The 24,222-nt window shown below is 71.3% G+C and carries 22 protein-coding genes; 17 read left to right on the top strand and 5 right to left on the bottom strand.

The annotated features are described in order from the left end of the window. Positions 1–102: 102 nt before the first annotated feature. The 8 genes from ACFZBD_RS31035 (at position 103) to ACFZBD_RS31000 (ending at position 6,998) form a co-directional block, all read left to right on the top strand. Positions 103–747, top strand: a complete 645-nt coding sequence (locus ACFZBD_RS31035) for an HAD-IA family hydrolase (protein ID WP_391146109.1) — start codon at positions 103–105, stop codon at positions 745–747. 69 nt (positions 748–816) lie between these two features. Further along, a complete protein-coding gene (locus tag ACFZBD_RS31030) occupies positions 817–2,019 on the top strand; it encodes an MFS transporter (protein ID WP_391146107.1) in 1,203 nt (400 codons plus the stop codon). Then, on the top strand, positions 1,988–3,166 hold the full coding sequence (locus ACFZBD_RS31025) for an acetoin utilization protein AcuC (RefSeq protein ID WP_391146105.1): 1,179 nt from the start codon (positions 1,988–1,990) through the stop codon (positions 3,164–3,166). Before ACFZBD_RS31030 ends, ACFZBD_RS31025 begins: the two co-directional genes overlap by 32 nt. A gap of 130 nt (positions 3,167–3,296) precedes the next feature. After that, positions 3,297–4,112, top strand: a complete 816-nt coding sequence (locus ACFZBD_RS31020; protein ID WP_391146103.1) for a phosphatase — start codon at positions 3,297–3,299, stop codon at positions 4,110–4,112. Between the two features lie 128 nt (positions 4,113–4,240). Then, positions 4,241–4,450 carry a helix-turn-helix domain-containing protein gene (locus tag ACFZBD_RS31015; protein ID WP_158988220.1) on the top strand — a complete coding sequence of 70 codons (210 nt, stop codon included), beginning with the start codon at positions 4,241–4,243 and terminating at the stop codon, positions 4,448–4,450. Between the two features lie 125 nt (positions 4,451–4,575). Then, positions 4,576–4,674 (top strand): 30S ribosomal protein bS22, encoded by a 99-nt coding sequence (locus tag ACFZBD_RS31010; protein ID WP_003948845.1) that lies wholly within the window; start codon positions 4,576–4,578, stop codon positions 4,672–4,674. A 182-nt stretch (positions 4,675–4,856) separates the two neighbouring features. Beyond that, on the top strand, positions 4,857–5,921 hold the full coding sequence (locus ACFZBD_RS31005) for an NAD-dependent epimerase/dehydratase family protein (protein WP_391146100.1): 1,065 nt from the start codon (positions 4,857–4,859) through the stop codon (positions 5,919–5,921). A gap of 15 nt (positions 5,922–5,936) precedes the next feature. Beyond that, positions 5,937–6,998 (top strand): 1-acyl-sn-glycerol-3-phosphate acyltransferase, encoded by a 1,062-nt coding sequence (locus ACFZBD_RS31000; protein ID WP_391146097.1) that lies wholly within the window; start codon positions 5,937–5,939, stop codon positions 6,996–6,998. A 92-nt stretch (positions 6,999–7,090) separates the two neighbouring features. Here the strand turns inward: ACFZBD_RS31000 and ACFZBD_RS30995 are convergent, their stop codons facing one another. The 3 genes from ACFZBD_RS30995 to ACFZBD_RS30985 form a co-directional block, all read right to left on the bottom strand. Further along, the gene (locus tag ACFZBD_RS30995) at positions 7,091–8,287 is read right to left on the bottom strand and encodes a DUF5667 domain-containing protein (RefSeq protein WP_391146094.1); all 1,197 of its coding nucleotides are present in this window, start codon (positions 8,285–8,287) and stop codon (positions 7,091–7,093) included. A 298-nt stretch (positions 8,288–8,585) separates the two neighbouring features. After that, positions 8,586–9,377 (bottom strand): ECF subfamily RNA polymerase sigma factor, BldN family, encoded by a 792-nt coding sequence (locus ACFZBD_RS30990; RefSeq protein ID WP_391146091.1) that lies wholly within the window; start codon positions 9,375–9,377, stop codon positions 8,586–8,588. Between the two features lie 443 nt (positions 9,378–9,820). Continuing rightward, positions 9,821–10,771 carry an HAD-IB family hydrolase gene (locus ACFZBD_RS30985; RefSeq protein WP_391146089.1) on the bottom strand — a complete coding sequence of 317 codons (951 nt, stop codon included), beginning with the start codon at positions 10,769–10,771 and terminating at the stop codon, positions 9,821–9,823. Positions 10,772–10,918: 147 nt separating this feature from the next. Between ACFZBD_RS30985 and ACFZBD_RS30980 the strand changes: the two genes are divergently transcribed. The 6 genes from ACFZBD_RS30980 to hemB all read left to right on the top strand — a co-directional run bounded on the left by ACFZBD_RS30980 (position 10,919) and on the right by hemB (position 17,807). Further along, entirely contained in the window at positions 10,919–11,209 is a 291-nt protein-coding gene (locus tag ACFZBD_RS30980) for a glutaredoxin family protein (protein ID WP_391146086.1), read from the top strand. Positions 11,210–11,481: 272 nt separating this feature from the next. Then, positions 11,482–12,255 (top strand): redox-sensing transcriptional repressor Rex, encoded by a 774-nt coding sequence (locus tag ACFZBD_RS30975; protein ID WP_391146084.1) that lies wholly within the window; start codon positions 11,482–11,484, stop codon positions 12,253–12,255. Further along, positions 12,252–13,640, top strand: a complete 1,389-nt coding sequence (locus tag ACFZBD_RS30970) for a glutamyl-tRNA reductase (protein ID WP_391146082.1) — start codon at positions 12,252–12,254, stop codon at positions 13,638–13,640. Before ACFZBD_RS30975 ends, ACFZBD_RS30970 begins: the two co-directional genes overlap by 4 nt. Beyond that, the gene (gene hemC / locus ACFZBD_RS30965) at positions 13,637–14,608 is read left to right on the top strand and encodes a hydroxymethylbilane synthase (protein WP_391146081.1); all 972 of its coding nucleotides are present in this window, start codon (positions 13,637–13,639) and stop codon (positions 14,606–14,608) included. Before ACFZBD_RS30970 ends, hemC begins: the two co-directional genes overlap by 4 nt. Next, positions 14,605–16,275, top strand: coding sequence for a uroporphyrinogen-III synthase (locus ACFZBD_RS30960; protein ID WP_391146077.1), 1,671 nt, complete (start codon positions 14,605–14,607; stop codon positions 16,273–16,275). Before hemC ends, ACFZBD_RS30960 begins: the two co-directional genes overlap by 4 nt. A gap of 530 nt (positions 16,276–16,805) precedes the next feature. Continuing rightward, positions 16,806–17,807, top strand: coding sequence for a porphobilinogen synthase (gene hemB / locus ACFZBD_RS30955; RefSeq protein WP_391146075.1), 1,002 nt, complete (start codon positions 16,806–16,808; stop codon positions 17,805–17,807). Here hemB and ACFZBD_RS30950 read toward each other — a convergent pair. Continuing rightward, positions 17,791–18,345, bottom strand: a complete 555-nt coding sequence (locus ACFZBD_RS30950; RefSeq protein WP_391146072.1) for a hypothetical protein — start codon at positions 18,343–18,345, stop codon at positions 17,791–17,793. The genes hemB and ACFZBD_RS30950 overlap by 17 nt on opposite strands. Positions 18,346–18,559: 214 nt before the next feature. Here ACFZBD_RS30950 and ACFZBD_RS30945 point away from each other — a divergent pair, with 214 nt between their 5' ends. Together ACFZBD_RS30945 and ACFZBD_RS30940 are read left to right on the top strand one after the other, a co-directional pair. Next, positions 18,560–18,829, top strand: coding sequence for a dsRBD fold-containing protein (locus ACFZBD_RS30945; protein ID WP_391146069.1), 270 nt, complete (start codon positions 18,560–18,562; stop codon positions 18,827–18,829). A 315-nt stretch (positions 18,830–19,144) separates the two neighbouring features. Beyond that, positions 19,145–20,338 (top strand): helix-turn-helix domain-containing protein, encoded by a 1,194-nt coding sequence (locus ACFZBD_RS30940; protein WP_391146067.1) that lies wholly within the window; start codon positions 19,145–19,147, stop codon positions 20,336–20,338. 153 nt (positions 20,339–20,491) lie between these two features. On the opposite strand, the gene argS is transcribed toward ACFZBD_RS30940, so the two are convergent. Next, complete coding sequence (argS, locus tag ACFZBD_RS30935) at positions 20,492–22,252, bottom strand: arginine--tRNA ligase (RefSeq protein WP_391146066.1); 1,761 nt, start codon at positions 22,250–22,252, stop codon at positions 20,492–20,494. A 207-nt stretch (positions 22,253–22,459) separates the two neighbouring features. Between argS and lysS the strand changes: the two genes are divergently transcribed. Next, a complete protein-coding gene (gene lysS / locus ACFZBD_RS30930) occupies positions 22,460–24,184 on the top strand; it encodes a lysine--tRNA ligase (RefSeq protein ID WP_391146062.1) in 1,725 nt (574 codons plus the stop codon). Positions 24,185–24,222 lie beyond the last annotated feature (38 nt).

The following is a 24,222-nucleotide window of genomic DNA, read 5'->3' as shown; positions in this document are numbered from 1 at the left end:
TGCAGGGGGGACCCTGTGGGAGAGTAGGACGCCGCCGAACAATCATTGTGGGAAAGCCCCGCACCTTATGGTGCGGGGCTTTTCTGCGTTTAGGGTACGAACATGCGATACGACCTGGTCATCTTCGACAACGACGGGGTGCTCGTCGACAGCGAGCCGATCTCCAACACCCTCCTGGCCGGCTACCTCACCGAGCTCGGGCACCCCACCTCGTACGAGGAGTCCCTGCGCGACTACATGGGGGCCGCCATGCATCGCGTACACGACCTGATCGAGGAGCGGACCGGGCAGCGGCTGCCCGAGGACTTCGACGAGATCTTCCACGGACGCGTCTTCGCCGCCTTCCAGCGGGAGTTGGAGCCCGTCCCCGGAGCCACCGACGTGCTCAAGCACCTGGTGGACGCCGGCATCCCCTACTGCGTCGCCTCCTCCGGAAGCCACCAGCGGATCCGGGTCGGACACCGCAAGACCGGACTCGACCAGTGGTTCCGCGACGAGAACACCTTCAGCGCCGAGGACGTCGGCCGGGGCAAGCCCGCGCCCGACCTCTTCCTCCACGCCGCCACCCGCATGGGAACCGCCCCCGAGCGGTGCGTCGTCATCGAGGACAGCCGGCTCGGCGTCCAGGCCGCCCTCGCCGCCGGGATGGACGTCTACGGCTTCACCGCCATGACACCCGCGGAGAAGCTGACAGGGTCCCGCGGCCTCTTCGACAGCATGCCGGAACTCCTCCCCCTGCTCGCCTGAGAGACCCCGCCGATTTGGGTCGGTGATCCATCTACCCATGGGTAGAGCCGCGTCCTACGCTGTGCCGCCATGACGGATGCGCGGTTGCGGCGTGGGCGGGGCTCTCTGGCGGTCAGCTTCTTCGTGCAAGGGGTGACCTTCGCGCTCCTGGTGACACGCATACCCGCCATCCAGGACCGGTACGGGATATCCGACGCCCTGCTCCCGGCGTTCCTGGCCGCCGTGCCGATCCTCGCCGGTGTCGCCAGCGTGGCCACCGAGAAGATCGTGGCGCGGATCGGTCCGGGGAAGGTCCTGCGAGCCTCGCAACCCGTCGTGCTCCTCGCCCTCCTGGCGGTCGGCGCGGGAAGCGCGATGTGGCAGGCCGCCGTCGCGCTCGGGGTGTTCGGGCTCGCGGTCGGCGCCCTGGACGCGTCGATGAACATGCTGGGGGTGAGCCTCCAGCGGGAGTACGGCCGGAGCATCATGCTCGGCTTCCACGCCACGTACAGCCTGGGCGGCATCGTGGGGGCCTCGCTCGCCTGGGCGGGGGCGCACTGGGACCTCTCGCTGGTCGTCTCGTACCTGCCGGTCGTGGCCGTGCTGCTGCCCGTCGCCTGGATCGGCGGCCGGTGGTACGTCGACGGGAAACCGGGGCCCGCCGTCGAAGGAGCCGGGGGCGCGGGGGGTCCCCGGCTCGGCTTCGCGCTGCTGCTGCCGCTGTGCCTCGTGATGACCTTCGCTTACATCGGGGACTCGACGGTGTCGAACTGGTCCGCGAAGTACCTGCAGGACGTGCTCGGCAGCTCGGAGGAGCTGGCGACCGTGCCGTACAACGCGTACATGGTCACCACGCTCCTCGGCCGGGCCGTAGGGGACTTCGGGGTGCGGCGGCTGGGTGCGGCGGCGGTCGTGCGGGGCGGGGCGGTGCTGGCGGCGCTCGGGTTCGCCGTGGTCGCGCTGGCGCCGGGGGCCTGGACGGGCGTGGCCGGGTTCACCGTCCTCGGGCTCGGACTGAGCGTCATCGTGCCGCAGACCTTCGCCGCGGCCGGGAGGCTGTTCCCGGGCGCCAGCGACGCCGCCGTGGCCCGGCTCAACGTCTTCAACTACGTCGGGTTCCTGATCGGATCCCCGCTCGTCGGGGCGCTCGGGGACGTCTGGAGCTACCGCGGGGCGATGCTCGTGCCGATGGTGCTGGTCCTGGTGACGGTGGCGTACGCCACGTCGTTCGGTTCTCAACCGGCCCGATACGGTGACGGGCATGAGCGGCCGCGCACTGTTGATGTGGGATGAAGCTGTCACCGGGTACGACTTCGGGTCCGAGCACCCGATGGACCCCGTGCGGCTCGCGCTGACCATGGGGTTGGTGCGGGCGTACGGGCTCGATCGCGCCGTCGACGTGGTGGCCGCCAAGCCGGCCGGTGAGTCGACGCTGCGGCTGGTGCACCGCGAGGACTACGTGGCGGCCGTGCGGGCGGCCTCGGAGCGGCCGAGGGCCGCCGACCAGGCGTACGGCCTGGGGACCGTCGACGACCCGGCGTTCGCCGGGATGCACGAGGTCTCCGCGCTGATCGCCGGACAGTCCGTGGGGGCCGCGGAAGCGGTCTGGCGGGGCGAGGCCGCGCACGCCGTGAACTTCGCCGGCGGGCTGCACCACGCGATGCCGGGCAGCGCCTCCGGGTTCTGCATCTACAACGACGCGTCGCTGGCGATCGCCCGGTTGCTCGAACTGGGCGCGGAGCGGGTCGCCTACGTGGATGTGGACGTCCACCACGGGGACGGCGTGCAGGCCGCGTTCTGGGAGGACCCGCGGGTCCTGACCATCTCGCTGCACGAGCATCCGCGGACCCTGTTCCCGCAGACCGGATGGCCCGAGGAGACGGGCGCGGCCGGGCCGGGCGAGGGGTCGGCGGTGAACCTGGCGCTGCCGGCCGGGACGGGCGACGAGGGATGGCTGCGGGCCTTCCACGCGGTGGTGCCCGAGCTGATCGCGGACTTCCGGCCGCAGGTGCTGGTCACCCAGCACGGGGCGGACACGCACTTCGAGGACCCGCTGGCGCACCTGGCCGTGTCGCTGGACGCGCAGCGGGCCGTGCAGACGGCCTGCCACGACCTGGCGCACGCACACGTCGAGGGCGGCAAGTGGGTCGCGCTCGGCGGGGGCGGTTACGCGGTGGTGGACGTCGTACCGCGGTCGTGGACGCACCTGGTGGGGATCGCGGCGCACGCTCCGGTGGAGCCGGAGTCGGTGATCCCGTCGTCGTGGCGGGACGAGGTGTACGCGCGGACGCGGCAGCTGGGGCCGGCGCGGATGACGGACGGCCGGTGGCCGGTGGAGTGGCGGGACTGGGCGGAGGGGTACGACCCGGCGGACCGGCTGGACCAGTCGGTGCTGGCGACGCGGCGGGCGGCGTTCCCGCTGCGGGGGCTGCTGGCGTAACCACGCGCCTCGTCCTCGTCGCCCGGCGGGCTGTCCGCGCGGTCCTCGGCGAGGTGCGTGGTTACGCCAACTGTGCGGTCTCGGACCGCTTTTGGCCCGCCGGAAGCTTCGCTCAGGCAGCATCGAGAGGGTGCTGAGTACCGGGGCGCTGCGGGCGCATCTGTTGGCGGCGGGGTTGGCGGGGACGGTGGCGACCTCGCGGGAGGAGAGCCTGCGCAGCTATCGGCTGTTCGCCGCGCGGGACCCGCGGGTGATGCTGGGGCTGGATCCCGATTACGCGTGGGGCGAGGCGGAGTTATTGCACCTCATGGCCGACAAGTGCGGGGTGTCGCCGGATCCCGCGCACCGCGCCGGGCCCGATGTGATCGATCCGGAGCGGACGTTGAGTGGGCTCGACGCGTTCGCGGCGCGGTTGGGCGAGGTGGCCGCGCGGGGGGCTCCGGTGCTGTTCGGGACGGGACATCCGCACCGTCTGCTGGGGTTCTACGCAGCGCTCGCAGACGCTCTGTCGGCGGCAGGATGTCTTGTCCTCACACCCGCGCAGGGGAGATGTGTCGACATAACGACCCGGTTCGGTCTACGCACGTACCTTCTCGACTACGTACGGGGTGTCGCGTTGGTGCGAGAACCCGGTCTGTCGGCGACCGGGCGTGAAACGGGGGCGCACTCGCATTCCCCGCTGCCGATTCGGGCCGCTCTGGAGGGCGCCGTGGAGGGCGGGTGGCCCCTTCCCGAGCTTGTCGTCGGCGACCACGGATGGGTCTGCGGCGCAGGTCAGCTGGGTATCGAGGCCATCGGTCTGGCGGATACGGACGATCCCGCGCTCTTCGTCGGAGAGGCGGAGGGGCAGGTGTCCGTGGCGGTTCCGCTTGATGACGCCGTACGGTCCGACTACTACCGCCCGCTCACTCGCTATGTACTCAATCGAGCGCGTCTGTCACGGTAAACGGCCGATGGCTGCTCCTCTTCCCCACTCGTACCACCCGCCCCTAGTCTGGAGCGTGAGCGCACAGCGACGCAGGGTCACCGGAGGGGAAGCCGGTGGGCGTCGTGTGCGGAAGGTACAGGTGGGTCATGGCTGCTGGCGATCGGCCTCTCAACGAGGTCAAGTTTCTTACCGTGGCGGAAGTCGCCTCGGTGATGCGAGTGTCGAAGATGACCGTGTACCGCTTGGTGCACAGCGGTCATCTGCCGGCGATCCGGGTGGGCAGGTCCTTCCGGGTCCCGGAACAGGCAGTGCACGAGTACCTCAGGGAGTCCTTCGTGGGGGTGGAGACCGCGTAGCGAGCGCGCGGCCGATGGCTCAGGACCTCGGCAGGCCGCCGGATTACATCCGGTAGGCTAGGCCGACGTAGGTCGTGTGGGCCCAGACGCCCCGCACCAGTGAAGAGAAGTGAGCGAGGGTAGTCGTGGGCTCTGTTATCAAGAAGCGGCGCAAGCGGATGGCCAAGAAGAAGCACCGCAAGCTGCTCAAGCGCACCCGCGTTCAGCGTCGCAACAAGAAGTAAGCGACGGCTGTACGACGGCTGTTTGTGCGTCGGGCGTGGCCCCCCACCGGTTCGGTGGGGGGCCACGCCTTTTTGGTCCTGTTGCCCACGCCGATCGTTGCGGGGCGGCGGCGAGGCGCTACGGTGGCGCAGAGGCCCCTGAGGGAGGACCCGGGGGATCGAACCGACGGAAGGCGCGGATCTTGGGCAAGGTCGTGCTCGTCACCGGTGCGGCCCGCTATCTGGGGGGCCGTTTCGTACGGCGCCTCCAGCGCGACCCCGAGGTGGACCATGTGGTCGCCCTGGACGCGGTGGCGCCCGCGCACGATCTGGGCGGCGCGGCGTTCGTCCGGGCGGACATCCGCCAGCCCGCCATCGCCAAGGTGCTGGCCGAGTACGACGTGGACACGGTCGTCCATCTGGACGTCACCGGGACGGCGCTGGGCGCCGGGGGCCGTACGTCGGTCAAGGAGACCAACGTCATCGGCACCATGCAGCTGCTCGGGGCCTGCCAGAAGTCGCCCCGGATCAGCCGGCTGGTGATCAAGTCCAGTACGAGCGTGTACGGCTCCGCGCCGCGCGATCCCGCGGTCTTCCTGGAGACCACCCCGCCCAAGTCGCTGCCGAGCGGGGGCTTCGCCAAGGACGCGGTCGAGGTCGAGGGCTATGTCCGGGGCTTCGCCCGGCGCCGCCCGGACGTGGCCGTGTGTGTGCTGCGGTTCGCGAACATCCTGGGCCCGCGGGTGGAGTCGCCGCTCGTGGAGTACCTGTCGCTGCCGGTGATGCCGACGGTCTTCGGCTACGACCCGAGGCTGCAGTTCGTCCACGAGGACGATGTGATCGACGTCCTGCACGTCGGATCGAAGGAGCCGCGGCGCGCGACGCTGAACAGCGGCACGTTCAATGTGGCGGGTGACGGGGTGCTGCTGCTCTCGCAGTGCGCGCGGCGGCTGGGGCGGCCGACGGTGCCGGTGCCCATGCCCGCGGTCACCTGGGTCGGTTCGGCGCTGCGGACGGTCGGTGTCACCGATTTCTCGCCCGAGCAGATCCGTCTCCTGACGCACGGCCGGGTCGTCTCCACGGTCCAGATGCGCGAGACGCTCGGGTTCGTGCCACGGTTCACCACGGCGGAGGCCTTCGCGGACTTCGCGGCCGGTCGCGGGCCGGGGCTGTTGCCGCCCGAGCGGCTGGCCGGGGCGGTGGACCGGGTCGCGGACCGGCTGGCGTCCACCCCGGTGACGCATACCCCTGTTGAGAGCGGCGACTAAGGAGCCCACGTAACCATGGCGGACGCCAAGGTCATTCCGTTCGACGACGACCGTTCGCGGGCGCGGCGGCGCCCTGCCCGGGCCGGGCAGGAGGCCGCGGTGCGGGCTCTGCCGGGTCAGCAGGGCCCTGAGGAGCATCTGGCGGACGGCCGGCGGGGTCCGGTGGGCTCCGGGGGCTCCGACGGCCCGGAGGAGGCGGAGAGCGGCGCGCGGGGCGCGTCGGAGAGCGGGGGCGGGGGCGGCTGGGAGCGGCGGCTCGCGGGCGGGCTCGCGTTCCTGCGCCGGCGGGTGACGGGTGAGTACGAGGTCGACGAGTTCGGCTACGACAAGGAGCTGACCGACCAGGTCCTGATGTCGATGCTGCGGCCGCTGTACGCGAAGTACTTCCGGGTGGAAGTGAAGGGCATCGAGAACATTCCGGCCGAGGGGGGCGCCCTGGTGGTCGCCAACCATTCCGGGACGCTGCCGCTGGACGGCCTGATGATGCAGGTCGCCGTGCACGACAACCATCCGGCGGGCCGTCATCTCCGGCTGCTCGCGGCCGACCTGGTGTTCATGCTGCCGGTGATCAACGAGCTCGCGCGGAAGGCGGGGTCGACGCTGGCGTGCGCGGAGGACGCGGAGCGGCTGCTGCGGTCCGGGGAGATCGTGGGCGTGATGCCGGAGGGGTTCAAGGGCATCGGGAAGCCGTTCGGGGAGCGGTACAAGCTGCAGCGTTTCGGCCGGGGCGGGTTCGTCTCGACGGCGTTGCGGGCGGGGGTGCCGATCGTGCCGTGTTCGATCGTGGGCGCGGAGGAGATCTATCCGATGATCGGCAACGCGAAGACGCTGGCGCGGGTGCTGGGGATTCCGTACTTCCCGATCACGCCGACGTTCCCGTGGCTGGGGCCGCTGGGCGCGGTGCCGTTGCCGACGAAGTGGACGATCCAGTTCGGTGAGCCGATCCCGACGGACGGCTATCCGCTGGAGGCGGTGGAGGATCCGATGCTGATGTTCAATCTGACGGATCAGGTGCGGGAGCAGATCCAGCACACGCTGTACAAGCTGTTGGTGCAGCGCCGGTCGGTGTTCTTCTGACCGTCGGCCGTCTCCGCCGGCCGTGGGCCGGTGGTGTCGGTGGTACGAGAGCGGGGCGCCCCCCGAGGTGAAGGGGGCGCCCCGCTCTGGTGTCAGCGTGCGTCTTCGCTGTCGATGCCGAGACCTGGGAGGAGGTCGGGCAGCAGCGGCGGGATGGTCACGTCCGGCATGGGGGGTGGTGACTGGTCGCCCGACGGGGCCGGGGCGGTGCCGGTCGGCGGGGGGTCGAGGAGTCCGCCGGTGTTGCCGCCGAGCAGGCCGTCGTTCTCCGTGGTGCCGCTGCCGGAGCCCGAGGGCTGCGGCCGGGTGGTGCCGGCGCCGGTGGAGGGGGCGGCCGGGGAGGACGACGGGTGCTGGGTCCTCGGGCCGGGGGAGCTGTGGCCGGTGGTGGGTGTGCCGGTGCCGGCGGCGCCCTTCTCCGGGGTGCGGGGGAGCATGGATTGGAGTGGCTCGACCTCTTGGTCTATGGCGACGAAGACGTCGTTGACTTCGTTGCCGACGTCGGCGAGCTGGACGGGCAGGCGCTCGCGCAAACCGTTCCACGTGGTGCGGTGGGCTTGGGCGAAGGAGTTGAGCCGGGCCATCGGGGCGATGGCTCCGTCTCTTTCGTACGCCTGGCGGAGCAGCCGGTGGCCTTCGGAGGCGTCGTGCTTCATGCCGCCGAGGACGCGACGGATCTCGCCGAGGGACTCGTGGTCGAGTGCGCCGGCGCGTCCGCGCTCCATCAGTCTGCGGGCCTCGCTGAGCCGGGTCGATGCCTGGTCCAGATAGATCCCGCCCCGGTCGGCGTCGTCGTCCGCCATCCCGAGCTTGATGTCTTCCATGCCGCGCTTCAGCCCGTAGAGCGAGTCACCGGGGAGGGCGTCGCTGCTGGCGGCGGCGACGCCGCTGAAGGCGCCGGCCGCGACACCGACCGTGAGCCCGCCCGCGGCGATTCCCTTCGACCAGCGGGAGCGGGGGCGCAGCTTGCGCAGCGGGGAGGCCCGGTGGGCTCCCCGTCCGCTCGAGGTCCGCTGCTCCGGCACGGTAGGGCCCGCGGCAGCGCTCCCCTCCGCGAGCATCGCTTCCATGGCGGCGACGAGCTGGGCTCGCTGCACCACCTTGACCTCGGGGTCCATCTTCGGTCTCGGCAGTTCGCCGAGACCGTTCGCCAGCGCCAACAGCCGCCCCTGCTCGGCCGGTTCGGCCGTTGCCTCGGGCTGCTCGGCCGCCGCGCCCTCGGACGCCTGATCCTCCAGGGCATGGGCGAAGGCGTTCGCCCGCCGGTGCGCCGATACGTTCGCGATCACTGGCGGCACCTCCTCTCGTCATGACGGTCGACTCCCCGGGGTGTCCGGAAGGTTGCACACCTTGAACACATCCACACGAAAGAGTGAGTGGCTGTGGGCGAGGCGTGACCGCAGGGAGCCTGCATTCCGCACAACGAGCGGCGCGGCACTTGGGTTACGCGCGAAAGATGATCGGACCAGTGCGTCATCGAGGCGTCACCGACTGTGAGTTGGACGGGGGTCGGGGGGCGTGGGGGGAGGTGGAGGGGACGGGTGGGGTGAGCGGGGGGTGGGAGCGCGTGTGGGGGGCGCGGTGCGGTCAGCGGGCGTCGTCCGGGAGGAGGCGCGCCAGGGTGCGCACCGCCCGGTACTGGAGGGTCTTGATCGCACCCTCGTTCTTGCCCATGACCCGGGCGGTCTCGGCGACGGAGAGGCCCTGCAGGAAGCGCAGGGTCACGCACTCCTGCTGCTGGGGGTTGAGCCGGCGGACCGCGTCCAGGAGGGCCGCGTTGGAGAGGGACTCCAGGACGGAGTCCTCGGGGCTGCGCTCGACCTCGTTGGCGTCGAGCATCTCGCCCGTGGTCACTTCCAGTCGGAAACGGCTCGACTTGAAGTGGTCGGCGACCAGGTTCCGCGCGATCGTGACCAGCCAGGCGCCGAAGTCGCGGCCCTGCCAGGTGAAGGTGGAGATCCGGCGCAGGGCGCGCAGGAACGTCTCACTGGTGAGGTCCTCCGCCGTCGCCTTCCCGCCGACGCGGTAGTAGATGTAGCGGTAGACGGTGTCGCTGTACTGGTCGTACAGGCGGCCGAAGGCTTCGGCCTCGCCGGCCTGGGCGCGTTCGACCAGGTCCATCATGCGAGCGCTGTCGCTGTCGGCGGTGGGGCGGCGGGCGGCGGTCGAGGTTCCGGTGCCGCTGCGGCTGCCCCTTCTGCCGACAGCGGCACCGCTCTCGGCCAGGGCATAGCAGGGACCGGCGGGTGCCGGTGCGGCGAAGGCAAAGGCGGGGACAGGGACGGCATACGCGGTGGGGACGAAGCCGCGCAAGTGGTCGAGGACCGTTGCGCGCAGCGTAGCCAGGCCCGAGGCGTCAACCCCGACGTGTGGGTACACGGGACTCCCAGAGGCAGAGCTTCCATCACGAGCAGTGCGGGACCGTTCACTCGTCGTGGCGACGTGTGGGTTCCGTTGTGCGTCTGAGGAGAATAACGCTTCGTACAGGCAGCGCTACACCCAGTTGCTCAAATCATCGATTCCGACACTTCTGTTACCGCTTGCGGGCGGATCGCGTCGCACTTCGTGACCGCTTGTTGATCGGATTGCTTCCGAGTGTGACTACGCGCACGCTCTGTTGTGGTCGAGTCCAGAGCTGTGGAGTGATCTGGGCCGCTGCTGGGTAGGGAGCCGCGAATGCCCGGTAGTCGACCTGTGCGGCACTGTTCGACCACGTACGGGTGAGGCGCGCTGGTCTCGGGTTGTCGCAGGTGATCGCGGCCGAAACGTATCGGCACGGGAGGGCGACCGAGGGGCGCCCAGGGCCGGGGAGGGTCGTTTCGTCAGCGGCGGCGGCGGTGCAGGGCGACCGCGGCGGCCGTGCCGCCCGCCAGCGCGCCGACGCCCGCCGCGGCGGGGATGCCGACCTTGGCCGCCTTGCGGCCCGTGCGGTAGTCGCGCAGCCGCCACTCGAGGGACTTGGCGTGGCGGCGCAGCTTGGTGTCGGGGTTGATGGCGTAGGGGTGGCCGACCAGCGACAGCATGGGGATGTCGTTGTGGGAGTCGCTGTAGGCGGCGCAGCGGTTCAGGTCCAGGCCCTCGGCGGCGGCCAGGGCGCGCACGGCCTCGGCCTTGGCCGGTCCGTGCAGGGGTTCGCCGACCAGCCTGCCGGTGTAGACGCCGTCCACCGACTCCGCGACCGTGCCGAGCGCGCCGGTCAGGCCGAGGCGGCGGGCGATGATCGTGGCGGTCTCGACGGGGGCGGCCGTGACCAGCCACACCTTCTGTCCGGCGTCCAGGTGGGCCTGGGCGAGGGCGCGGGTGCCGGGCCAGATCCGGTCCGCCATGTACTCGTCGTAGATCTCCTCGCCGATCGACATCAGCTCGGAGACGCGGTGGCCCTTGACGATCGACAGGGCGCTCTCGCGGGCGTCCTGCATGTGCTCGGGGTCCTCGACGCCGGCCAGCCGGAACCACGCCTGCTGCCAGGCGAAGCGGGCGAGCTCGCGGCGCTGGAAGAACTTCCGCTTGTAGAGACCGCGGCCGAAGTGGAAGATCGCGGCGCCCTGCATGACGGTGTTGTCGAGGTCGAAGAAGGCGGCGGCCCGGACGTCCCCCATGACGGGGAAGTCGGGCTCCGGCGGCGCGATGAGGCCGGCGGCGGCCGCCTCCTCCCGCTCGCGTTCGAGCTGCTGTGAGGTCTTGCGCGCTGCCTCGGCAGCGGCCTCGCCTGCCAGGACGCTGCGCGCGGTGGCGGAGCGCCGGTGAGAGGTGAGCCATCCCAGTGCGGCCATGGCGTGAGCATAGCCAGTCTGTTCGGTCAATCCCGACCCGTGAGGTCGCGGAGGAGTGAACACTCCGCGTCCCTCCTGTCGACGGATGGTGGAGCGGGTCCGGCGGGGGCGGGTCCGCGCGGGCCTCGGTCGGCGCAGAATGGAGGGATGTTCGGACGGACGAAGAAGAAGGACAACCCGGCCGCTCCCGTCGCCTCCGCTCCGCGGACCGTGACGCTGATCGGCAAGCCGGGCTGCCACCTCTGCGACGACGCGCGCGCGGTGATCGAGGCGGTCTGCGCCGAGACGGGGGCGCGCTGGGAGGAGAAGGACATCACGCAGGACGAGGAGCTCCACCAGGAGTACTGGGAGCAGATTCCGGTGGTCCTGGTCGACGGCGAGCAGCACACCTTCTGGCGGGTGGACCCCGCGCGTCTGCGGCGCGAACTGGGTGGCTGACCGGAAGAGGGCTACCATCATGGACGTTTTGGTGGGTTCCGGGGGCATGATCGTAAGGAGAGTGTGCGGTTTTGCCCCCTTCGTGTTCCCAACGGGTTGACGCGCCGCGCGGTTCCTTCGTGGCGCGAACCGGTCGCGTGACCCCGGTCACTTTGGCCGGACAAAACGGACACCATCTTTGTGCACGCGTTCACAAAGACATAGCCTGCATTCGACGGGGCGGTCGAGGGACACAAGGCCGCCTACAGCCCCGCTCATCCCGCAGGAGCACCGTGGCAACTGGCCGAACTCACCGACCGGCGACCCGCAGCCGAGGCATTCCCGAGGCCACCGTCGCCCGCCTTCCGCTGTATCTGCGTGCGCTCACCGCACTGTCGGAGCGCTCCGTACCCACGGTCTCCTCCGAGGAACTCGCAGCCGCCGCGGGGGTCAACTCCGCGAAGCTGCGCAAGGACTTCAGCTATCTCGGTTCGTACGGGACGCGCGGCGTCGGCTACGACGTCGAGTACCTCGTCTACCAGATCTCCCGCGAGCTGGGCCTGACCCAGGACTGGCCCGTGGTCATCGTCGGTATCGGTAACCTCGGCGCCGCCCTCGCCAACTACGGCGGGTTCGCCTCCCGCGGCTTCCGGGTCGCCGCGCTGATCGACGCCGACCCCGCCATGGCCGGCACGCCGGTCGCCGGGATCCCCGTCCAGCACACCGACGAGCTCGAGAAGATCATCGAGGACAACGACGTCTCCATCGGCGTCATCTCCACCCCGGCCGGCGCCGCCCAGCAGGTCTGTGACCGGCTCGTGGCCGCCGGGGTCACCTCGATCCTCAACTTCGCCCCGACCGTGCTGTCCGTGCCCGACGGCGTGGACGTGCGCAAGGTCGACCTCTCCATCGAGCTGCAGATCCTCGCCTTCCACGAGCAGCGCAAGGCCGGCGAGGAGGCGGACGCCGAGGGCGCCGCCGTCGCGCCGCCCGCCGTCCGCGGCGGTGCCACCGGACCGGCCCGGAAGGGACCCGACGGGGACGTCCCCGCCGTGATGCCGGCATGAGTCTCCTCGTCGTCGGGCTGAGCCACCGCAGCGCCCCGGTCAGCGTCCTCGAGCGGGCCTCGCTCGCCTCGGACACCCAGGCCAAGCTGCTGCAGGACACCCTCGCCGCCGAGCCGGCCGCCGAAGGCGCGGTCCTGGCCACCTGCAACCGCATCGAGCTCTACGCCGACGTGGACAAGTTCCACGCCGGTGTCGCCGAGCTGTCCACGCTGCTCGCCCAGCACAGCGGCGTCGGACTCGACGAGCTCACCCCCTATCTCTACGTGCACTACGAGGACCGGGCCGTCCACCACCTCTTCTCGGTGGCCTGCGGGCTCGACTCCATGGTCGTCGGCGAGGGCCAGATCCTCGGGCAGATCAAGGACGCCCTCGCGCTCGGCCAGGAACTGCACACCGCGGGCCGGCTCCTCAACGACCTGTTCCAGCAGGCCCTGCGGGTCGGCAAGCGCGCCCACAGCGAGACCGGCATCGACCGGGCCGGGCAGTCGCTCGTCACCTTCGGCCTCGAGCAGCTTGCCGACGGCACCGACGTCGACGTCTGGGCCGCCGGCAAGCGCGCCCTCGTCATCGGCGCCGGATCGATGTCCTCGCTGGCCGCCGCCACGCTCGCGCGCGCCGGTGTCTCCGAGATAGTGATCGCGAACCGCACCGCGGCCCGCGCCGACCGGCTCGTCCAGATCCTGACCGAGCCCGGAGGCACGGGCGTGGCCGCCCGCGCGGTCGAGATGGTTGCCGTCGGCGACGAACTGACACGTGCCGACATCGTCGTCTCCTGCACCGGCGCCACCGGCCTCGTCCTGACCGCCGAGGCCGTCCAGAGCGCCCTGAAGGGCCGTACCTCCCCGGAGGCCGGGACCCAGGGCGCGGGCGCCCCGGCGGTCGCACTGCTCGACCTCGCCATGCCCCGCGACATCGACGCCGCTGCCCACCGGATCCCGGGCGTGCGCCTCGTCGACATCGAGTCGCTGGCCGAGGCCTCGGCCGACGCCCCGATGGCCGCCGACGTCGACCGGGTCCGTTCGATCGTCGGCGACGAGGTGGCCGCCTTCGGCGCTGCCCAGCGCGCCGCGCACATCACCCCGACCGTGGTCGCCCTGCGCACCATGGCCGCCGACGTCGTCGCGGGAGAGGTGGCCCGGCTCGAGGGCCGGCTGCCCGACCTCGACGAGCGGCAGCGGGCCGAGATCACCCAGACCGTGCGACGTGTGGTCGACAAGCTCCTGCACGCGCCGACCGTACGGGTCAAGCAGCTGGCCGGTGAACCCGGCGGCGCCGGGTACGCCGACGCGCTGCGGACACTCTTCGACCTCGACCCGGAGACGGTCGCCTCCGTCTCCCGGGCCGACCTGAATGACGCCGACGTCAAGAACCGAGGGCGAGTATGACCGAGAGGGCACTGAGGCTCGGGACCAGGCGCAGCAAGCTCGCCATGGCCCAGTCCGGGCATGTGGCCGACGCCGTCCGGCAGCTGTCCGGCCGGCCCGTCGAGCTCGTGGAGATCACGACGTACGGGGACGTCTCCCGTGAGCACCTCGCGCAGATCGGCGGTACGGGCGTGTTCGTCGCCGCCCTGCGCGACGCGCTCCTGGCCGGCGAGGTGGACTTCGCCGTCCACTCCCTGAAGGACCTGCCGACCACGCCCCACCCGGACCTGGTGCTGGCCGCGATCCCGCCGCGGGAGGACTCGCGCGACGTCCTCGTCGCCCGCGACGGCCTGACGCTCGACCGGCTGCCGGACGGCGCCCGGATCGGCACCGGCTCCCCGCGGCGCACGGCCCAGCTCAACGCGTACGCGCGCAGCCACGGGCTGACCATCGAGACCGTGCCGATCCGCGGGAACATCGACACCCGCGTCGGATACGTGCACAAGGGCGAGCTGGACGCGGTGGTTCTCGCCGCGGCCGGACTCAGCCGCATCGGCAGGACCGACGAGGTGACCGAGTTCCTGTCGGTCGACTCCGTCCTGCCCGCCCCCGGCCAGGGGGCACTGGCGATCGAGTGCGCGGCTTCCGCCACCGACCTCATCGCCCTGCTCGCCGAGCTCGACGACCCGTACACCCGGGCCGCCGTGACCGCCGAGCGATCCCTGCTCGCCGCCTTGGAGGCCGGCTGCTCCGCACCCGTGGGTGCGCTGGCCGACCTGCTGGCCGAGGATTCCGGCCGCGGGCAGACTGTCACCGAGATGCGCCTGCGCGGCGTCGTCGGCACCACCGACGGCTCGACGCTGGTGCAGCTGTCCACCACCGGTCCCGTACCCACGTCGTACGACGAGGCGATGGCGCTCGGACGCGAACTCGCGGACGAGATGCTCGCCAAGGGTGCGGCCGGTCTTATGGGGGAGCGAGCACTTTGAGCCCCACCAGCCCGACCACCAGCCCCCTGTCCCCGGTCTTCGCCGGCCACGGGCACGTCACCTTCCTCGGTGCCGGTCCAGGCGATCCCGGACTGCTGACCCTCCGGGCCGTCGAGGTCCTGTCCGGGGCGGACGTCCTGATCGCCGAGCCGGAAGTCCTCGAGGTCGTCCGCGGCCATGCGCGCACGGGCGTGAGCACGCCTGAGCTGACGGTTGTCGACGAGGCGTCAACAACCGCCGGGGTCCCCGTGTTGAGGGACGCGACCAATCTTGTCATGGAGGCCGCGCGGGGCGGCAAGCGGGTCGTCCGTGCGGTGACCGGCGACCCCGGGCTCGACGGGGACGCGGGGAGCGAGATGCTCGCCTGCGCCGCGGCGGGCATCCCCTTCGAGGTCGTGCCCGGTGTCGCGACGGCGGTGGGCGTACCCGCGTACGCCGGTGTTCCGCTGCGTGACGCGCAGGGCACGGACGTGCGTTTCGTGGACGCCCGGACCGCCGACGACCGGTGCTGGAGCGAGGTCGGCGCCTCGGACGGCACCGTCGTCGTCTCCACCACGCTGGACTCGGTGGCGGCGGCGGCCGGAGAGCTGGTGGCGGCTGGCCGTAAGCCGGACACCCCGCTCACCGTGACCATCGCCGGTACGACGACGCGGCAGCGGACGTGGACCGCGACGCTCGGCACGATCGCGCAGGTCTTCAAGCAGGGCAAGGTGCTCCCCTCGCCCGAGGGCCACCGGCCCGTCATAGCCGTGGTCGGCGAGCGCAGCGCTCCGGCGCAGCGGGACCAGCTGGCGTGGTTCGAGTCGAAGCCGCTCTTCGGGTGGCGGGTGCTGGTGCCGCGTACGAAGGAGCAGGCCGCGTCGCTCTCCGACCAGCTGCGCAGCTACGGCGCCGTGCCGCACGAGGTGCCGACGATCGCCGTCGAGCCGCCGCGCACGCCGCAGCAGATGGAACGGGCGGTCAAGGGTCTGGTGACCGGCCGCTATGAGTGGATCGCCTTCACGTCGGTCAACGCGGTGAAGGCGGTGCGGGAGAAGTTCGAGGAGTACGGGCTCGACGCGCGGGCCTTCGCCGGGATCAAGGTCGCGGCCGTGGGCGAGCAGACGGCGGCCGCGCTCGTCGACTTCGGTGTGAAGCCGGACCTCGTGCCGAGCGGGGAGCAGTCGGCGGCGGGGCTGCTGGAGGACTGGCCGCCCTACGACCCGGTCTTCGACCCGATCGACCGTGTCTTCCTGCCGCGTGCGGACATCGCGACGGAGACGCTGGTCGCGGGTCTGATCGAGCTCGGGTGGGAGGTCGACGACGTGACCGCCTACCGGACGGTGCGCGCGTCGCCGCCGCCGGCGGACACGCGGGAGGCGATCAAGGGCGGCGGCTTCGACGCGGTGCTCTTCACGTCCTCGTCGACCGTGCGGAACCTGGTCGGTATCGCCGGGAAGCCGCACAACGTGACGGTCATCGCCTGTATCGGCCCGGCGACCGCCAAGACGGCGGAGGAGCACGGGCTGCGGGTCGACGTGCTGTCGCCGGAGCCGTCGGTGCACAAGCTGGCGGAGGCGCTGGCGGACTTCGGGCTCCGGCGCCGGGAGGCGGCGCTGGAGGCGGGGGATCCGGTGACGCGGCCGAGCGAGCGGAGGCCGGGGGCGCGGAGGCGGCGGACGACGTGAGTCGTTTGGCGTGACTGCTGACTGCTGACTGCTGACTGCTGACTGCTGACTGCGTGACTGCGTGACGTGGCCGTTGTGGCGTGACGTGTGCGCATGGGGTGCGGGGCCTTTCGGGGCTCCGCGCCCCTTTGGCGTTTCTGGGGGCCTGGGGCCTTGCGGGCCCGGGGGCGCTGGGCCTTGGGGGGCCGGGCGCTGGGCCTTGAGGGGGCGCCGGGGTCGTGGTGGGCGGGGGGCCGGGGCGGAGGCACCCGCGAGGGCGCCGTCCCGTTGTGCCCACCCGTCCCGCCCCAGCGGGACGAATGCCCACAACGGGGGGGTGGGGATGGGGGCGGGACGAATGCCCACAACGGGGGGTGGGGGCGGGACGTGGGCCACAGCGGGTGGGGGGGCGGAGGGAAGTCCCGGGCCGCGACGGGCTGGGCGGGGTGCGGATCGGGGCATGGACGCGACGGGGGCGGGAGGGCAGGGGCGGGGAGGTGGGCAACAGGGTGTCGGTAAGTGGAGGGGTCGGGCGGGCGTAGCCTCGGGGCATGAACTCGTACGGATCCTTTCCCGGGGCGCGGCCGAGGCGGCTGCGGACGACTCCCGCCATGCGGCGGATGGTGGCCGAGACGCGGCTGAGTCCGGCCGATCTGATCCTTCCCGCGTTCGTGCGGGAGGGCATCGGCGAGCCCGTGCCGATCGCCGCGATGCCCGGCGTCGTCCAGCACACGCGGGACACCCTGCGGAAGGCCGCCGTGGAGGCGCTGGAGGCCGGTGTCTCCGGGATCATGCTCTTCGGTGTCCCCGAGGACGCGAAGAAGGACGCCGCCGGTACGGCGGGCACGGATCCGGACGGGATCCTTCAGGTCGCGATCAGGGACGTGCGGGCCGAGGTCGGCGACGAACTCGTGATCATGTCGGACCTGTGCCTCGACGAGTACACCGACCACGGGCACTGCGGGGTCCTGGACGCGAGCGGCCGGGTCGACAACGACGCCACCCTCGAGCGCTACGCCGAGATGGCCCAGGTCCAGGCGGACGCCGGCGTCCACGTCGTGGGGCCCTCGGGGATGATGGACGGCCAGGTCGGGGTGGTCCGTGACGCGCTGGACACCATCGGCAAGGAGGACGTGTCGATCCTCGCGTACACCGCGAAGTACTCCTCCGCCTTCTACGGACCCTTCCGCGAGGCCGTCGGCTCGTCGCTGACCGGCGACCGCAAGACGTACCAGCAGGACCCCGCGAACCTCCGCGAGTCGATGCGCGAGCTGGCGCTCGACCTGGAGGAGGGCGCCGACATGGTCATGGTGAAGCCGGCGGGTCCCTCCCTGGACGTGCTGGCGAAGGTCGCCGAGGCCGTGGACGTACCCGTCGCGGCCTACCAGATCAGCGGTGAGTACGCGATGGTCGAGGCGGCGGCCGAGAAGGGCTGGATCGACCGGGACAAGGCCATCCTGGAGACCCTGACCGGCATCAGGCGCGCGGGCGCCCGCATGATCCTGACGTACTGGGCCACCGAGGCCGCGCAGAAGCTCAGCCGCGGGGTCTGACGATCCCTCGGTAGGGACGGAACCGGACGCCGGTTCCGTCCCCAGCCTCGTCCCCCCGTCCCTCTCCGTCGTCGTCGTGGGCCGTGAGGACGCGCACGCCCTTGCCGTCCTCACCGCGATGGACGTACTGGGCGATGCCCGCGTCGGACGCGGTGGTGCCGAGGGTGCGTATGGGTCCCTCCCGGAGGAGGACCGAGCGCTCGTACCGATACCGGCCGGGCGGGCCGACCGAGATCAGGGCCTGGACGGAGTCGGCGATCGCCCGATGGTTGGCCGGGTCGGCGGCGAAGGCGTGCTGGGCCGCGGCGTCCGTCCACTGGGCGTAGTTCAGGACGGAGAGCCCGTCGGTGCCCGCAAGGCAGTAGCGACCGAGGAACGACTCGGGCAGCCGGGCTTCCGCCCAGGCGTCGATGACACCGTCCATGACGGCCTGCCGGCGCTCGGCGTCCGGTGTCCGCCACTCCGAGATCAGGACGAGGCCGGCGTCAGGGCGGCCGAAGTCGGGGAACGACGAGGACTCCACTAAAACGTTAGTCATGTCTAACAGTTTCGGGCTTGGGAACCGACCGTGCAAGCGAATTAACGGACGGTGAGCAAAGGGCGGGCCGGGGGAGGCCGTCCGTCGGTGGACGGATGGTCACGAGCGGCCTCGCCACCGCCGCCTGTCGTCGGGCTTCTCCGGTCGGCCACGCACCGATTGGTGAGGAAGGACCGGGCGGCGCACCCTGGTAGTACCGCTGGAGGTGGTCCTCATGCACACGCTCGTCGGATGGCACATCGAGATGGAGTTCCAGGAGGAAGGCGACCGGACCAGAGCCGCCGCCATGGTGCGGCTCGGTGACGGCACCGAGTTCCGCGCCCATGGCAATGCCCACCGGCACCCCTCCGATCCGGATCAGTTGCGCGTCGGAGAGGAGATCGCGGGCGCCCGCGCGCTCATGGACCTCGCCTCCCAGATGCTGCAGAAGGCCCACATGGAGATCGACGAGGTGTCCGGCAGGACCTCGCACCCCCTCCGCTGACCCACGGCACGGGCGTGGAGGTCCGCCGGGCCGGTGGCGGCGTCGAACGCGGCGCCGCCACCGCGCCGGTCCCGTCCCGTCACTGACGGTTGATCAGAACGATCACGATCACCGCGCTGGCGATCAGGACCGCCCCGGCGACGAGGTCCGTGAAGTGGCTGATTCGCATGGCGTCCACCCTGCGGGGTGGTCCGGGGCGGTGCAATCGGCACGGGAGAATGAGGGAAGCCGGAACGTCCGCACATGCTGTGGCCTGGGGGAACGACCCCTCCCTGGAACGCGTTCCTGGGACGGCGGACGAGGGGGACGGGGCGGGTGGCAGCGGAGACGGGCGATTTCGCGGAGCTGGTGCGCGGTCTTAAGGAACGATCCGGGCTCAGTTACGGGGCGTTGGCGAAGAGGCTGCACGTCAGCACGTCGACCCTGCACCGGTACTGCAACGGCGACGCCGTACCGACGGAGTTCGCTCCGGTGGAACGGCTGGGGCGGCTCTGCGGGGCCACCCGGGACGAGCTCGTCGAACTGCACCGGAGCTGGATCCTGGCCGACGAAGCCCGTCGGCGCGGGAAGGCCGCCCCCGCGGGGACCGAGCCGGCGGACTTCCCGGAGCCGACTGCCGCGGGGCCGGTCGCCGTGGAGCCGGCCGTTGTGGCACCGGCCGCTGTCGAACCCGCTGCCGTTGAACCGACCGTCGCTGCACCGACCGTGGTGGAAGCGGCTGCCCCGCGGCCGGTCGGTGACGCGCCTCGCGGGCCGTCCCGTACGCGCGTGCGCCTCGCTGTCGTCGCCACCGCGGCCGCCGTCGTCGCGGTCGCCGTGCCCGTCGGGTACTCGATGGTCTCGGCCTCCGACTCCCCGCCCACGTCGCCGAAGGGGGCGCCGGCCGCCGCGGCGCCGCTGAGCGTCGGCGTCAGTTCGTACAACTGGGACGCCCCCTGCGGCCAGTACTACGCCCTCGACAAGGAACCGGGGCAGGTCCCGCCCCCGCCCACCCCGCAGGACACCCGCGGCTGGGCGCGCGCCCTCGACGGGGTGGACGGCGGCCGGATGATGCTCCAGCTCACCGCGGTCGGCAGGACGGAGGCGGCGGTGGTCATCAACGCCCTGCACGTACGGGTCGTGGAGCGCGCCGACCCCCTGGACCGGGCGGCCTACGCCATGGGCGACGGCTGCGGCGGCATTGTCACCCCGCAGTCCTTCGACATCGACCTCGACGCCCCCCGGCCCTACGCGAAGCCGGTCGCCGGCCACGACGGCGACGCGCCCGTGCCGGCCAAGGACTTCCCGTACAAGGTCTCCACCAGCGACCCCCAGGTCCTCAACCTCGACGTGCACACCGACGCCCATGTCGTCGGCTGGTACCTGGAACTGGACTGGAGCAGCGGCGAACGGCACGGGAAGGTGCGCATCGACGACGACGGCGAGCCCTTCCGGACGAGTGCGATCGAGGGGAAGAAGACCTACGGCTACCGGCCCGACACGGGCACCTGGGCGGCCCAGGCCCAGTAGAGCCATGGCCTCCGGACGTCGGGTGCTGCGGCGCCGTGGGCCTGCGGACGTCGTGGGCCTGCGGACTTCCCGGGGTACGGCGAAGGCCCCGGCGCCGTACGAGACGGTGCCGGGGCCTTCGTGTGCTCGGGGCGGGAGCGGCCGCGCTACGCGTCAGAGACGCTCGGGCGTCCGGATGCCCAGCAGGGCCATGCCCTGGTGGAGCGTGCGGGCGGTCAGATCACAGAGGAAAAGACGGTTCTCGACCTGCTCCGGGGTGTCCGCCTTCAGGACCGGGCACTCGGAGTAGAACGTCGTGTACAGCGACGCCAGCTGGTAGAGGTACGCCGCCAGCTTGTGCGGGGCGTACTCCGCCGCGGTCTCCTCGATCAGCTCGCCGAAGGTGTCCAGGTGCAGGCCGAGCGCGCGCTCCGAAGAGGCCAGGGCCAGCTCCGGGTGCGCGGACGGCTTCGCGTCGCCCGCCTTGCGGAGGATCGACTGGATACGCGCGTACGCGTACTGGAGGTACACCGACGTGTCGCCGTTCAGCGACACCATCTGGTCCAGGTCGAACTTGTAGTCCCGGGCCGCCGACGTCGACAGGTCGGCGTACTTCACCGCGCCGATGCCCACCTGGGCACCCCGCTCGGCGATCTCCGCCTCGGTGAGGTCCTGCGCCTTCTCGCGGACCACGGACGCGGCACGGTCGATCGCCTCGTCCAGCAGGTCCACCAGCCGGACCGTCTCGCCCTCACGGGTCTTGAACGGCTTGCCGTCCTTGCCGAGGACGGTGCCGAAGGCGAGCTGGACGGCCTTCACGTCGTCGTTCAGCCAGCCGGCCCGGCGGGCCGTCTCGAAGACCATCTTGAAGTGCAGCGACTGGCGGGCGTCGACCACGTACAGCAGGGTCGTCGCCTTCAGGTTCCGCACCCGGTCGCGGATCGCGGACAGGTCCGTCGCGGCGTAGCCGAAGCCGCCGTCGGACTTCTGGACGATCAACGGCGTCGGGTTGCCGTCCGGGCCCTTCACGTCGTCGAAGAACACGCACAGCGCGCCCTCGGAGCGCACCGCGACGCCCGACTCCTCCAGGATGCGGCAGGTCTCCACCAGCATGTCGTTGTAGCCGGACTCGCCGACGACGTCCGGGTCCCGGATGTCCATGTCGAGCTTGTCGAAGACGGAGTAGAAATAGATCTTCGACTCGTCGACGAACCGCTGCCACAGGGCGAGGGTCCGCTCTTCACCGGCCTGGAGGTCCACGACCCGGGCCCGGGCCCGCGTCTTGAACTCGTCGTCGGAGTCGAAGAGGGCCCGCGAAGCTTTGTAGAGCCGGTTCAGGTTCGACATGGCCTCCTCACCGGAGACCTCTTCGCCCGAAGAGTGGTCCAGCTCGTGCGGGTGCTCGATCAGGAACTGGATGAGCATGCCGAACTGGGTGCCCCAGTCGCCGATGTGGTGGCGGCGGACCACGGTCTCGCCCGTGAACTCCAGGATCTCGACCATCGCGGCGCCGATCACGGCGGACCGCAGGTGCCCGACGTGCATCTCCTTCGCCACGTTCGGCTGGGCGTAGTCGATCACCGTCGTGCCCGCGGACTCGTTGAACGGCACGCCGAGCCGGGCGTCGGCGGCGCGGGCCGCCAGGGTCCGGACGATCGCCTCGTCGGTGACCGTGATGTTCAGGAAGCCGGGGCCGGAGACCTCGATCTCCTTCAGGACGTCGTTCTCCGGAATCGCGGCGACGACCTGCGTCGCCAGCTCACGCGGGTTCCCCTTGAGCTTCTTGGCGAGCGCCAGGATGCCGTTCGCCTGGAAGTCGGCCCGGTCGCTTCGTCGCAGCAGCGGGTCGGCGGAACCGGCCTCCGGCAGAGCTGCCGAGAGGCCTTCCGCGAGGCGCTGCTGCACGGTCGAAGCGAGGGAAGGGACCGAGGCCATGAGCTTCCGTTCCTGTTGAGTTCGTCAGGTCTGATTCGCCTGTCAAGTGTCCCATGGGAGCGCAACGCGATTTCCCCGCCTGTGGACAACTCCGGGCACCACGGATCTCCGGCTGTGGACAACCCTGAAGCGGCCTCTTTCGTCTGGGAGAATGGCTCGCGTAGGGCTGGCGAAGCAGCACCCCTCAGGAAGAAGGACGTACCGACCGTGGCTCAGAGCAGCACCGAGACCGACTGGGTCTCCCGTTTCGCGGACGAGGTCATCGCCGAGTCGGAGCGACGTGCGCCTGGCAAACCGGTCGTCGTCGCCTCCGGACTCTCCCCCTCCGGCCCGATCCACCTGGGCAACCTCCGCGAGGTCATGACCCCGCACCTGGTCGCCGACGAGATCCGGCGCCGCGGGCACGAGGTCCGTCACCTCATCTCCTGGGACGACTACGACCGGTACCGCAAGGTGCCCAACGGCGTCGAGGGCGTCGACGCGTCCTGGGAAGCGCACATCGGCAAGCCGCTGACGTCCGTGCCCGCCCCGGCCGGCTCGGCGTACCCGAACTGGGCCGAGCACTTCAAGGCCGCGATGGTCGAGGCCCTGGCCGAGCTGGGCGTCGAGTACGACCCCATCAGCCAGACCGAGCAGTACACCGCGGGCACCTACCGCGAGCAGATCCTGCACGCCATGCGGCACCGCGGCGACATCGACGCCATCCTCGACCAGTACCGGACGAAGAAGGCCCCGGGCAAGAAGTCCCAGAAGCCCGTCGACGCAGCCGAGCTGGAGGCCGAGGAGGGCTCCGGCGCGGCGAGCGAGGACGACGGCTCCGGCGGCTCCGGCGGCTACTTCCCGTACAAGCCGTACTGCGGCCGGTGCGAGAAGGACCTGACGACCGTCACGTCCTACGACGACGAGACGACCGAGCTGGCCTACACCTGCACGGCCTGCGGATTCGCCGAGACCGTCAAGCTGAGCGAGTTCAACCGCGGCAAGCTGGTCTGGAAGGTCGACTGGCCGATGCGCTGGGCCTACGAAGGCGTGATCTTCGAGCCGTCCGGCGTGGACCACTCCTCGCCCGGCTCCTCGTTCGTCGTCGGCGGCCAGATCGTGCGGCAGATCTTCGACGGCGTGCAGCCGATCGGCCCGATGTACGCCTTCGTCGGCATCAGCGGCATGGCCAAGATGTCCTCCTCGCGTGGTGGCGTCCCGACGCCCGCCGACGCGCTGAAGATCATGGAGGCGCCGCTGCTGCGCTGGCTGTACGCCCGCCGCAAGCCCAACCAGTCCTTCAAGATCGCCTTCGACCAGGAGATCCAGCGGCTCTACGACGAGTGGGACAAGCTGGAGGCCAAGGTCCAGGACGGGACCGTGCTGCCCGCCGACGCCGCCGCGCACGCCCGCGCCGCGCGCACCGCGGCCGGCGAGCTGCCGCGCACCCCGCGCCCGCTGCCGTACCGGACGCTGGCCTCGGTCATGGACATCACGGCCGGCCACGACGAGCAGACCCTGCGCATCCTGACCGAGCTGGACCCGGAGAACCCCGTCACCTCCCTGGACGAGGTCCGGCCGCGGCTGGACCGCGCGGAGAACTGGATCACCACCCAGGTCCCGGCCGACCAGCGCACCATCGTCCGCGAGAAGCCCGACACCGAGCTGCTCGGCTCGCTGGACGACGAGGGGCGCGCGTCGCTGCGCCTGCTCCTGGAGGGCCTGGACACGCACTGGTCGCTCGACGGCCTGACCACGCTCGTCTACGGCGTCCCGAAGATCATGGCGGGCCTCGACCCCGAGGCCAAGCCGACCCCGGAGCTGAAGGTCGCCCAGCGCGCCTTCTTCGCCCTGCTCTACAAGCTGCTGGTCAGCCGCGAGACCGGCCCGCGTCTGCCCACGCTGCTGCTGGCCGTCGGCGCCGGCCGGGTGCGCAAGCTGCTGGGGGCCTGACCGCCCGCACGTCCCGCGACGTACCGCGAGCGACGTGC

The sequence above is a fragment of the Streptomyces sp. NPDC008121 genome (assembly GCF_042957155.1).
Classification (GTDB): domain Bacteria; phylum Actinomycetota; class Actinomycetes; order Streptomycetales; family Streptomycetaceae; genus Streptomyces.
Note: the sequence above shows the minus strand (reverse complement) of the source record. Positions and strands in the feature narration are given on the sequence as shown.

Coding starts and splice junctions, on each gene's coding strand:
- ACFZBD_RS30950 (WP_391146072.1), bottom strand. CDS start 18,345: ATGACTAACGTTTTAGTGGAGTCCTCGTCGTTCCCCGACTTCGGCCGC.
- ACFZBD_RS30980 (WP_391146086.1), top strand. CDS start 10,919: ATGTTCGGACGGACGAAGAAGAAGGACAACCCGGCCGCTCCCGTCGCC.
- ACFZBD_RS31000 (WP_391146097.1), top strand. CDS start 5,937: ATGGCGGACGCCAAGGTCATTCCGTTCGACGACGACCGTTCGCGGGCG.
- ACFZBD_RS31025 (WP_391146105.1), top strand. CDS start 1,988: ATGAGCGGCCGCGCACTGTTGATGTGGGATGAAGCTGTCACCGGGTAC.
- ACFZBD_RS31030 (WP_391146107.1), top strand. CDS start 817: ATGACGGATGCGCGGTTGCGGCGTGGGCGGGGCTCTCTGGCGGTCAGC.
- ACFZBD_RS31035 (WP_391146109.1), top strand. CDS start 103: ATGCGATACGACCTGGTCATCTTCGACAACGACGGGGTGCTCGTCGAC.
- ACFZBD_RS30945 (WP_391146069.1), top strand. CDS start 18,560: ATGCACACGCTCGTCGGATGGCACATCGAGATGGAGTTCCAGGAGGAA.
- hemC (WP_391146081.1), top strand. CDS start 13,637: ATGACCGAGAGGGCACTGAGGCTCGGGACCAGGCGCAGCAAGCTCGCC.
- ACFZBD_RS30985 (WP_391146089.1), bottom strand. CDS start 10,771: ATGGCCGCACTGGGATGGCTCACCTCTCACCGGCGCTCCGCCACCGCG.
- argS (WP_391146066.1), bottom strand. CDS start 22,252: ATGGCCTCGGTCCCTTCCCTCGCTTCGACCGTGCAGCAGCGCCTCGCG.
- hemB (WP_391146075.1), top strand. CDS start 16,806: ATGAACTCGTACGGATCCTTTCCCGGGGCGCGGCCGAGGCGGCTGCGG.
- ACFZBD_RS31015 (WP_158988220.1), top strand. CDS start 4,241: ATGGCTGCTGGCGATCGGCCTCTCAACGAGGTCAAGTTTCTTACCGTG.
- ACFZBD_RS30970 (WP_391146082.1), top strand. CDS start 12,252: ATGAGTCTCCTCGTCGTCGGGCTGAGCCACCGCAGCGCCCCGGTCAGC.